Origin of the sequence: cf. Phormidesmis sp. LEGE 11477, from assembly GCF_015207105.1 — a bacterium.
Lineage (GTDB): Bacteria > Cyanobacteriota > Cyanobacteriia > Phormidesmidales > Phormidesmidaceae > Phormidesmis.
In genome coordinates this window covers 1-10,505 of record NZ_JADEXO010000167.1, presented here as the reverse complement: position 1 = coordinate 10,505, position 10,505 = coordinate 1, and the positions used below count along the sequence as shown (strand labels likewise).

The window sequence follows — 10,505 nt, the reverse complement described above, 5'->3', positions numbered from 1 at the left end:
TTGGTAAACTGAAGGTATCATATTTATTCGATAGGCTTTGGTTCGTAAAACTAGCCTATCTTTTTTTACCTACACACCGCTATTCCCTTACCGTGTACAGTTTACGTAGGCTGTGTCACCCCTTCAGGTCTTAGCTATAGCTTCACCAAGCCTGCTCTAACCCCGACGCTCACCGCTTCAGTACGGCTAGAAACGTTGAGCTTGGCTAAAATAGCGCTGATGTGGAACTTAACGGTGTTCTCAGATATCGTGAGGGCCTGGGCGATCGCCTTGTTAGAAAGCCCACCTGCTAGCTGATTGAGCACCTGAACTTCCCTAGGGGTGAGCGGGTCTATAGAATTGGGCTCGACTAAGTCAAAGGCCGGATCGACTTGGGCAAAAAGAATCTCTGTGACGCTTGGATGCGAGAGATTGAAGCCGCTAATAATTGCTGAGATTGCACATCTCAGCTGATTTTCTGAAATATCTACTGGCACTAAACTGACAACACCTGTGCTAACTAGCTGGGCGGCACTCGCGCGCGCTTTGGTCTCAATTCCATTTTCAAGCAGCACCAGTACGTTTAGCGTCTCTTCTAATGGCAAATCCTCAAGCATCTGAAAAATTACTCTGCTTTCAGCAGTTCCTAGCGTAGATAGCTCAATGATTGCTAGATCCGCTCGCTGAGCCTGCAGCCAAATTTCTAACAAATGCAAGCTGGCCACTTGAGCGACGATTTGAACGGTTGCCATCTTTGATATCGCCGCTATTTCCGCTCTAGTCGCGGACTGATCCGCGCAGATAACAATTTTTTCCATAGCGCATTTCCATTGTCTATCGCTCACCGACAACAACAGAAATCGAACGCAGTTCTCCGCCGCGCAGTAGCTGAATGTGCAGCGTTTTGCCAACGCTCTGCGGACCGAGGAAAGCCTGTACCTGCTTTAGATCTTCTAGCGTTTCACCGTCAAAGGCCAGCATCACATCGCCTAGCACCAGACCAGCAGTGTCTGCAGCGCTATCCGGCTCTACGCTAATGATCAAAATGCCGACCGCCTGCGTGAGATCGTGCTGCTGTTGAACATTCTTTGGCAGCGAAATCGCCTGCATTCCCAGACCGAGATAGCCCTGTGATATTTTGCCGCGCTGCTGTAGCTGACGGGCGATAGCTGTGACGTTGGTAGCTGGTATGGTCAAAACCTTGCGTCTAGGGCCAAAAGTATTGAAGCCGACAACCTGACCATCGGCGTTGATCAGCGGACAGCCAGCGCTGCCACGGTAGAGATTAAGGTCAACGACGATATAGCGATCGATTTGTCCACCGCGCTGCGATCGCCAAGCAGGACCCGTCTGACTAACCATTCCTAGACTGGCAAACTGAGCGCTCTTTCGGCCTCGGCTGATCTGATAGCCCACAGTAGAGACTAATTGCCCGAGTGCTAATGCCTGCGGGTTACCTAGCACGGCGGTTGGCAAATCTATTGTTTCTGGCAGTGATAGCAGCGCGATATCGGTAGTCGGGTCGGCTCCTAGCAGCTCCGTATCGGCGGTTTGACCGTTAGGTAAACCAATTTTTAGGCTATCTTCTGTAGATAAAGCTTCGCAGGAAGTGACGATCAGTCCCTTTTCCCAATGGATCCCCGTGCCTGCTGAGCGTTTGCCCCGGACAGATACCACCGAGCGGCTAGTGTTAGCAATGATATCTGCCAGACTTTGGGAGAGGGTTTCTAGCGTCGTGTTCATAAGTTTGTTTTTTTGTTTTTTGGCGTATGCTCCCAATTGTGTTTTAGACGATGCCAGTTGACATCGCCCATATGAGTAGGGTGCAGCTTCGCCAGCTATTCGTCAGATAAAGAAGCAACAACTGTTCAACGCCTGCTCCCTAGCAAATACAAGTACAACAGAAAGAGCTTTTATAGCAGTGACAAGATTTGAGGCGTAATGCCGGTCAGGTCTTCTATCTGAGAAAATGCTGCGGCATGAGGGCCGATTGCTATCAGTGGCACCTGGTTGAAAGTATGTCGCTTTGTCGATAGATCTTCTACGTTGCCGTGGTCGCTGGTGACTAGAAGCGTAACGTTTGGCGGGCGGTGGGCGATCGCACCTGCTATACAAGCGTCCACCCGCTGAAGCGCGGCAACAGCCTGATCCCAATCCTGAGCATGGCCAGCGTAGTCAGTGAGATAGCACTCAAATAAAGTGACGTGATAGCGCCTGCTGAGTTGGGCCAGTCTTTTTCCGGCTACGGCTGGAGAAATTGTCTTTCTAGCGCCTGTTTGCCTAAGCGTCTTGGCATCTCTGGCCGAGCGCACCGCGCCAATAATGTTCCAGGAGACGGCCTCCCCTTGATCGTATTCGTACTGCATCCGAAAAGGTAGACCCGCACTCAAGTTCAGCAGAGTGCAGACCGAATAGCGACGTTTTCTGCGAGCGATCGCATAAAAATATTCCGGCGAATAGGCGTTGGCCAAAGTTGCCGTTTTTCCCAGCGCCATCACCTGAGCAAACAATCCATATTGATCAATTAGCTGCCTCAAAGAGCCATTGGCAAACCCTGACTGATGCCTGCCGAGAAACTTAGGTGCATTTCTTCCTGTGTAGATTGTTGTTTGTCCAGTTGCACTTTGTGGCAATCCTTCTACGCCCAAGGTTGCATCAATTGGTTTTAACAACAGATTAGGATACGTCTGAGATGATTGAGCCGATGCACCTTCCAATAATTTTTGGCCCAAGTATTCTTCTAGAAATGGCGTTGCTGCTGATGCACAGAGGGGATTGTTCTTGCTGGCCTGACCTAATCCAACACCATCGAGAAATACTAGTAAAAAGCTAGCATTTGATGAAGATAGAACAGATTTAGCGTCATCCATTTAGGCGATCGCGCTAATTTTTGGCAGCACTAGCGACAGGTTATTTTCACTTGCCCAGGTTTGCAGATCGGCGAAGGCGCGATCGCGATACTGTCCATACCGTTCTCTCTTATTCCTCACCCGCTTTGGCAGCGCTGGAATAATGCCCATATTCGGCGGCATGGGCTGAAAGTGCTTCGGTTCAGCCGAGCTGATAAAGTCGATCATCGCGCCGAGCATGGTCGTCACTGGCAAAACTAACGGTGCTTTACCTAGCGCAATTCGAGCGGCGTTCGTACCTGCTAGCCATCCCCCTGCGATCGCTGCCGTATACCCCTCTGTTCCCACCAGTTGCCCCGCCGCCAACAGCGTCGGACGCGATTTGAACTGTAGCGAACTATTCAGCAGCTCTGGTGAATTAATAAACGTATTGCGATGCATCACCCCCATCCGCACAAACTCTGCCTTCTCTAATCCCGGAATCATCCGAAACACGCGCTTCTGCTCACCCCAACGCAAATTAGTCTGAAAGCCCACCATATTCCATAGCTGACCAGCTTTATCCTCCTGCCGTAGCTGCACCACGCCATAGGGCTTATGCACTTTATTCTCTGGCGCATCAAACGCGCCATACTTTTCCGTATCGAACAGTCCTACTGGCTTCAAAGGGCCATAGCGCATCGTTTCCACGCCTCGCCTCGCCATCTCCTCAATCGGCAAACACGCCTCAAAGAACTTCGCCGTCTCGCGCTCAAAATCTTTTAGTTCCGCCTGTTCCGCCGCACACAGTGCATCATAAAAAGCCAAATACTGTTCCTTATCCATTGGACAGTTCAGATAGGCAGCTTCGCCCCGGTCATACCGAGACGCCATAAAAGCAACATCCCGGTTAATCGACTCACCCACCACAATCGGACTCGCCGCATCAAAAAAGCTCATGTAAGCCTGCCCGGCAAATCGTTCTAAATCCTCACTCAACGACTCGCTCGTCAGCGGCCCCGTCGTCAGCACAGTCACACCCTCATCAGGAATCCGCAGCACCTCGTCTCGCCGCAGCTCTACCAGCGGATGATGAGTCAACGCCGCCGTCAAATCCTGCCCAAACACACCGCGATCCACCGCCAGCGCCCCACCCGCAGGCACTGAATGCTCGTCCGCCTTACCAATCACAATCGACCCCAACCGCCGCAGCTCCTCATGCAATAGCCCCGAAGCGCGATCGGTCCCCATTGCCCCAAACGAATTACTACAGACCAGCTCCGCCAAATGCTCCGAATGATGAGCCGGACTCTTCTTCACCGGACGCATCTCATGCAGCACCACCGGCACCCCAGCCCGCGCAATCTGCCAAGCCGCCTCCGTCCCCGCGAGTCCTCCTCCAATCACATGAATCGGCTGCTGGTCACTCATCTTTACCACTTAAACACTCACTAAACTGACTCACTGCCTAATTCTAGAGGGTATCGATGCTAGTCATCCTTACATTAGTTTTAATAGGAGCGACTAGAATGATGAGCTGCTAGTTAGCCTAGCTACTACTACGCAACGAACAAATCACGCATCTGTTCTTTTAGCACGTCAGATACCGTAAGCGGTTTGTACACTTCCCCTTCATAGGGTTGCCACACATAGCCCTGAGTGAAGGATCTAAATGTCGAAGGAGATGCTATGGCCCTCCAGATATCTTCAGCCATAACCAACCCTGGAAAGCTGACCGTTGGTAAATCTTCTAATAGTTCTGTGTAGGTTCTAAATTCGTCTACTTCTATACCGACTATGCCATAGCGAAAGGGGGGAGCCATACGCAACCGCTGATAGAGCAAGATACCCAGTTCGGTCATCAAGTAGGCTGTATCTGGCGCTTCTATGCCAATCTGACTCACATCGCTAGGACAAACTCTGCACCACCAGTTCTCATCCATATCTTTAAAGATAGTCGTGTCGCACTGGGCATGAGAGCCAGTCGATAGCGTCAGAGCGGCACCTTCAAAATAAGCGGCAAAGCGTTCTGCTGCATTCTGAAGTTGACCACATTCTACAGATAGACTGAATGCCCATGCCATCTTAACCAATCCTCTGCCAATAAGGTTGAGTAGCTGAAATTGCTGCTTCGTATTTCTCTAATGTCATTGTAGCGCTCGGCAGAATACTAACGTGAGTTGCGCCGTCTTGAACGGCTTCTAAATCGCCAGTAATGAGTCTATCGTCGATTTGCCACAGCGGATCTTTCCCGCTTCCACCAAAGGCTACGGGCTTTCTGAACGGCGGTAGTCCTTCAATAGATAGAGAAACAGAAAGCCCCTTTGTGTTTCGGATAGCAACTTCTACTGCTGCGCCCAAATTATCTCGCTTTACTTCTATCCGTAGGTAGCCTTGTCTATTCAGCCAACCTTTTGGCACGGATGCTACGTCAATGTCGACACCTGGTCTAATTCCCAGAAGACGAGCGCTACGACCCAGCTTGGGTCTATCGTCGTCCGCTACCATACCTCTATAGTAAAGTTTCGCCATCAAGTCACGCTTTTCTCACTTTGAGCTGTTAGCAAAAGCAACCCTGACTCAATTTCTTGTCTTACCTCCCGGCTCACACAACAATCACTGTTCAGACAATCTACCAGCAGGTCGTAGTAGTCCGATAGTTGAGTAGATTTCTTCTATTAGCAAACTCTAGGCAGCAGCTTGCCGAAACTCCAGCCACCAAGTCCGCAGAACCTCCAACCTTGCTCCCATGACCACTGCTCTTTACTACCCTCCTTGATCTCTTCGGAGCCACATCACGATGTGTGTATTAGCCTAACTATTCAGGCTTAATTCTCTATCTCAAATAAGAAAAGCCGCAACCTTTATCAGCTAAGGTTTATAAAATTTAGGAAAGCGTCGTATTCGCGGCTACGTTTCTACGTTGAGAAAATAAGGACTGCCTGAGCCGGAATTCCTCGAAGGTGTCTTTCTAGGATGTCCAATTGTTCCAACACTTCAGCCTGAGTAGTTGCTTTGAGACAGATAACTTGCAGTGTACCCACGCTAATTCAATTCAGGTTTAAAGTGCTAGTTTTAGAATCAGTTACGGACGGCTATACTGCTTGACCATGTCAACTCGCTTTAATCTGTATAAATGCCTTCACTTAAAAGTATTCGGACAATCTTGGCAATATTTTTGATATTGACAGGGATTAAGCTTGCCTATGATTGGAGGGAAATAAGCCTATTAGAGAATAAAAATAGTTACGAGACTTTGGAATCTGCTCTAATATCTCAGGACTGGGAGGAAGCTGATCGCCAAACAAGTCATATTATTCTCCATGAGGCCAAAGGGAAGAAATCTATGCTGACTCCTCTCACAAATATTTCTCTTTTGGAGGTTGAGAATTTTCCTTGCGATGAGCTTTTGAAAATTGACGAACTCTGGCTAAGATATAGTAATTCTCATTTTGGCTTTAGCATTCAAAAGACTATCTGGGATGTTCCCGAAGAGAACGACAGAGCGCTCATAGAAAATAAGACGCGCTTTGATCGTGAAGTTGGTTGGAGTAGTCAAAAAGCTTCCACGTTTAATTTTTCTTTATCTGCTCCAAAAGGACATTTACCCTCTTATCAATGGATAATAAAAACATCGGTAAAGATAGATGGGTTATACCTGTATAAATTCAATGCTTTTCTAAAAAGAATTAAACAGTGTTCTTCTATGTAGTCGTGCCTTTATCAATGGTCTGAATAGAACCGAGAGACTACCCCCTAAGGACTTGATTGCCTATGTATAGGGGCTTTGGGTAGTAACGTATTGTCAATGCTCCCAATTCTTTAGACCGTCCAATCTTCTATTACTAATTCAGCCACCTTCTCAAAGTCTTGATAATTACGTATCAATAAAGTCAGTCCACGAGATATTGTGAGCGCAGCAATGCGAGCATCTATTTTCGCCAGTCGGATTTTCTGCGGTTTGATCTGTTCGTATGTAGCCGCTGCCTGAGTATTAAATGAGACGATCGGCAATGTTCTAAAATCTATTTACTAGCTTTGCCATCATCTCGTATCCTTTTACAGTGCTAGCTGTGTTTGGACTGCGGTTGATGTAGGCATGAATGCCGAGCATTTGCTCGTAATGAGATGGTCTGTATCTAGCAGATATTTCATGCCTCTTGGCGAATCTCAAGAAGTGACTCGTCGCCCTGTCGAATAGCTCTGGCGTACATTAAGAGCCTCTTCAAAAGCAAGTTCATCTTCAAAAGAGCCAGTAATTTGCTGTAGCCAATTTGCTGGCTGATCGGTCGAAACTTGCTTCTGTAATTGCGCGATCGCTGCTTCTACTGCGGCTAGCCTTTTCTCTAGAAGTATGTCTGTCGTCATCTGAGGATCCTTCCCCTGCTGTCTGAAATTAGCCTTGACTTTCTACATGCAACTACTCGTCAAGCATCGCTATAAATTGCGATCATCTGCCGAATCTATCAACTGGCACAAGAAATTATCTATATCTCGGGCGATTGAATCGTAGAGATTTTGAGCGGTGACTAGATTTCCTCGTAGCTGATCTTTGTCAATATCCGCGCCGTAGGCATGCCTAAACATATGGCGAAAGGTTCTTAGCCTATCCATTAAATCGAAGGACTCCTCTGAAAGAAATGCAGGTCGAATCCCCTCCATTGGTTGGCTCATTCTTAATAGCAGCGATCTATGCCAGCCGCCATCAGAGCCAACGTTGTTCTCAAAAGCACTAGCAATCAGCTTCAGGAGGTCCTCTACAGAGCTGTATAAATTATGAATTTGGTAGGCAATGCTATCTAGCTGTCCAGGCGTATCCCAACCGTCTTCTAGTCTAGAATCGAGCTTGTCGCTGACCCGCTCCATCAGTCTGAACTGCGCTTTTATCTCTGCTTTTATTCGGATAGCTCTTTCGCGGTCCATGCTATTCCTTCCTGGCGGATCTTTTCTGCAAAGTGACACTGATCGAGAGGAACCACATCAACGTCTCGCATTACAGGTATTCCAGACATCAGGGCGCAGATATTCCCTTCCTTGTAGGTCTCCACAGCAAGATCAATATCCGACCGCTGAGTAAAACGGTTTGGGACAATTACCGAACCAAATAGATAACCGCTGCTAATGCCGTAACGCTCAGCATTGGCAGTCAACCAATCTAGCGTTTCTTGCAAAATCTGCTGGCGAGTTTGCTCGTTTTGCTTTCTTTCTCTAGCTAGTCTGGCATCAAGTAGGTGAGTGGAGAACGCCATACGAAAACGCCAGCTGGGAAATACAGTGATGTACTTCCATTCTAAGAGACTCGCAAAGTTTTATTGAAGCTGCGAACAGATCTTTTCGGTATCTAGCTCATGGCCGATCACGATGAGTTTGGTTTGACGAGCCTCATCAGCACGCCAGGGGCGATCGTAAAAGTAGTCGAATCGATTGCCGACGCCGTTTAGGACCAGTCGCATGGATTTTCCGGGTACAGCGACGAAGCCTTTGATCCGATAGATCTCTTGCTCGTTGACTAGCTGCGTAAGCTGGCGAACGAGCGCTTTTGGCTCAAATTCCTTATTCAGTGTCAAAGGAATAGAGGTAATGTCTTCGTCGTGATCGTGTTCTTCTTCGTGGTCGTGGTGGCTGTGCCGACTATCAAGGTGATCTTCTACCGCAGCGCCAAAGCCGAGTAGCACATCAGGGCTGATCTGACCGCTGTGACAGGGGACGACTTTTACTCCCGCTTTTAGTTCACTTGCCAACCAGGTTTTGACTTTGGCCAGACTGTCTGATTCCACGCGATCGCTCTTCGTCAGCAGCACCATATCCGCACAGCCAAGCTGATCTTCAAACAGCTCTTCAATCGGTGTCTCGTGATCTAGCTCTTCATCGGCCTGGCGCTGCGCTTCTAGAGCGTCTAAATCACCAACTAAGTCTCCTTTGGCTAACGCTTCGCAATCAACCACGGTAACTACACCATCGACAGTGGCACTCGTCCGAATTTCGGGCCAGCGAAAAGCTTGAACTAGCGGCTTGGGTAAAGCTAGCCCCGAGGTTTCGATGACGACACAATCAAGCTCGTCACGGCGCTCGATCAGCGCTTGCATCGTCGGTAAGAACTCTTCTTGAACGGTGCAGCATAGACAGCCGTTGGCTAGTTCTAGAATGTTGTTTTGAGGATTGCCTGGAGGATTGCTTTTGCTACTGTTCTTTTCTGTAGTGTTTTCTGCTGTAGCGCCTTCTTCGTCACAGACCTGGCAGTCGCGCAGCAGTTCGCCGTCGATGCCAACTTCTCCAAACTCATTGACAATAACGGCGATGCGTCTGCCCTGATTGTTTTGCAGCAAGTGACGGACGAGGGTTGTCTTGCCAGCGCCCAAAAAGCCAGTAATTACGGTAACAGGTAATTTACTCATACTCGGCTTGCTCATACCAATAATCCTCCGACAAAGGCTGCGCCGACGCCCAATACCATGAAGCCAGCGTGACGCACTGAAACCAAACCAGCACTTTGGCTTTGCTCAATCGCTCGTTTGGAAATTAGATAGGCGAGGTAGGCGATCGCACTTTGCACCGCAGCAAACCCAACTAAGTAAGCCACTAAGGGCGTCGGCTCCGCGCCTACTACCGCTTCGCCATAGGCATAGCCATGAAATACACCCGCTAAGGCCGCTAGCAGCATTACCACCATCGGATTTAGGCGATCGCGCATTACTGCTAGCCCGCCAAATAACAAGACCGAAATCGCAATGACTGTTTCTATGATTGGCAGGTTCAATTCTGCTAAATGGAGACCCGTGCCCACTAACGTCGCGACGACAAAAACAGCCGGAATCCGCCAGCCGCCGCTAACGACAGCCGCTAGCAGTCCTACTGCAACAACAAAAGCCAAATGGTCGAAACCAATAACAGGATGACCGATGCCCGAAAGTATCCCTTCAAAAATATTGTCGGGGGCAGTTCCACCAAAGGGATGATGGGCCAGTGCCGGCTTGGCCAGTGTCAAACTAGCTAAGCCTGCAAAGATCGCGCCAGGTAATACCCGACGGCTCAGTAAACGCGTATTCATTGATGACCTTCCTTGTCTGTACCTCGCAGACAGTGGTTGAGTGCAGTGAAAAAGCGCACGGGCATTCTGGCTCAGGCAAAGAAAACAAACTCTGTTTCTCTATTTTTTATAGAGGGATTGCCATTACAGCTGCGGGACAGCGTCGGTTTTTCACCGAACTTTCCCCATGCATGGCTAACTAGACTAGCACGGCGCATAGCGACACAATGATGAAGGTCTGTATCCCTTATCATTTGTAGAAATCTATAGGTCCATCCTGACTCTATCACTATGCTCAAAGCCGTTATTTTCGACTTAGATGGCACCTTAACTGACAGCGATAAAGTACATTTTCAGGTTTTTCAAGCGCTGTTTGCCGAGCGAGATATTGAAATAGACAAAGCGCTCTATAGAGAGAAAATTAGCGGACGGCAGAACAGCGCCATCGTGTCCGACTTCTTTCCCAATATGTCAGCAGAAGAAGGGGAAGCGTTCAGCAGTAATAAAGAAGCGCTGTTTCGGAAACGAGCAAAAGGGTCTCTAGAACCAGCCCTCTAAAGGTAATTTGAGCGTAGCTTAATGATCTCTAAAAGCGAGTCTAAGTAGGGGTTTCAGAAGCTGTATGAAAAGCCATCGCAGGTATCAAATCAGGCTAAGCGCCTAGCCATCAG

13 protein-coding genes and 1 riboswitch are annotated in these 10,505 nt (G+C 48.6%); of the genes, 2 read left to right on the top strand and 11 right to left on the bottom strand.

Translation table 11 applies throughout. The features are described 5' to 3' along the window. Positions 1-134 precede the first annotated feature (134 nt). From IQ256_RS26985 to IQ256_RS26960, 6 genes are all read right to left on the bottom strand, one after another. Positions 135-797 carry a response regulator transcription factor gene (locus IQ256_RS26985; RefSeq protein ID WP_228025334.1) on the bottom strand — a complete coding sequence of 221 codons (663 nt, stop codon included), beginning with the start codon at positions 795-797 and terminating at the stop codon, positions 135-137. Positions 798-813: 16 nt separating this feature from the next. Beyond that, positions 814-1,722, bottom strand: coding sequence for a S1C family serine protease (locus IQ256_RS26980; protein ID WP_193858787.1), 909 nt, complete (start codon positions 1,720-1,722; stop codon positions 814-816). Between the two features lie 170 nt (positions 1,723-1,892). Beyond that, positions 1,893-2,849, bottom strand: coding sequence for an alkaline phosphatase family protein (locus tag IQ256_RS26975; protein WP_193858786.1), 957 nt, complete (start codon positions 2,847-2,849; stop codon positions 1,893-1,895). Further along, positions 2,850-4,238, bottom strand: coding sequence for an FADH(2)-oxidizing methylenetetrahydrofolate--tRNA-(uracil(54)-C(5))-methyltransferase TrmFO (trmFO, locus tag IQ256_RS26970; protein WP_193858785.1), 1,389 nt, complete (start codon positions 4,236-4,238; stop codon positions 2,850-2,852). 128 nt (positions 4,239-4,366) lie between these two features. After that, a complete protein-coding gene (locus tag IQ256_RS26965) occupies positions 4,367-4,891 on the bottom strand; it encodes a hypothetical protein (RefSeq protein ID WP_193858784.1) in 525 nt (174 codons plus the stop codon). A 1-nt stretch (position 4,892) separates the two neighbouring features. Continuing rightward, a complete protein-coding gene (locus IQ256_RS26960) occupies positions 4,893-5,339 on the bottom strand; it encodes a hypothetical protein (RefSeq protein WP_193858783.1) in 447 nt (148 codons plus the stop codon). Positions 5,340-5,943: 604 nt separating this feature from the next. Between IQ256_RS26960 and IQ256_RS26955 the strand changes: the two genes are divergently transcribed. Further along, entirely contained in the window at positions 5,944-6,519 is a 576-nt protein-coding gene (locus IQ256_RS26955) for a GUN4 domain-containing protein (RefSeq protein WP_193858782.1), read from the top strand. A 458-nt stretch (positions 6,520-6,977) separates the two neighbouring features. On the opposite strand, the gene IQ256_RS26945 is transcribed toward IQ256_RS26955, so the two are convergent. The 5 genes from IQ256_RS26945 to IQ256_RS26925 all read right to left on the bottom strand — a co-directional run bounded on the left by IQ256_RS26945 (position 6,978) and on the right by IQ256_RS26925 (position 9,855). Beyond that, positions 6,978-7,175 (bottom strand): hypothetical protein, encoded by a 198-nt coding sequence (locus tag IQ256_RS26945; protein ID WP_228025333.1) that lies wholly within the window; start codon positions 7,173-7,175, stop codon positions 6,978-6,980. Positions 7,176-7,244: 69 nt separating this feature from the next. After that, positions 7,245-7,730, bottom strand: a complete 486-nt coding sequence (locus IQ256_RS26940) for a hypothetical protein (RefSeq protein ID WP_193858780.1) — start codon at positions 7,728-7,730, stop codon at positions 7,245-7,247. Next, complete coding sequence (locus IQ256_RS26935) at positions 7,703-8,056, bottom strand: nucleotidyltransferase family protein (protein ID WP_193858779.1); 354 nt, start codon at positions 8,054-8,056, stop codon at positions 7,703-7,705. Before IQ256_RS26935 ends, IQ256_RS26940 begins: the two co-directional genes overlap by 28 nt. Before the next feature lie 60 nt (positions 8,057-8,116). After that, positions 8,117-9,217 carry a cobalamin biosynthesis protein CobW gene (gene cobW / locus IQ256_RS26930; protein WP_370623560.1) on the bottom strand — a complete coding sequence of 367 codons (1,101 nt, stop codon included), beginning with the start codon at positions 9,215-9,217 and terminating at the stop codon, positions 8,117-8,119. Next, complete coding sequence (locus tag IQ256_RS26925) at positions 9,214-9,855, bottom strand: HupE/UreJ family protein (RefSeq protein WP_193858777.1); 642 nt, start codon at positions 9,853-9,855, stop codon at positions 9,214-9,216. Before IQ256_RS26925 ends, cobW begins: the two co-directional genes overlap by 4 nt. Positions 9,856-9,893: 38 nt before the next feature. Further along, a riboswitch (cobalamin riboswitch) is annotated at positions 9,894-10,065 on the bottom strand. Positions 10,066-10,125: 60 nt separating this feature from the next. Here IQ256_RS26925 and IQ256_RS26920 point away from each other — a divergent pair. Beyond that, positions 10,126-10,392, top strand: coding sequence for an HAD family hydrolase (locus tag IQ256_RS26920; protein ID WP_228025332.1), 267 nt, complete (start codon positions 10,126-10,128; stop codon positions 10,390-10,392). Positions 10,393-10,505 lie beyond the last annotated feature (113 nt).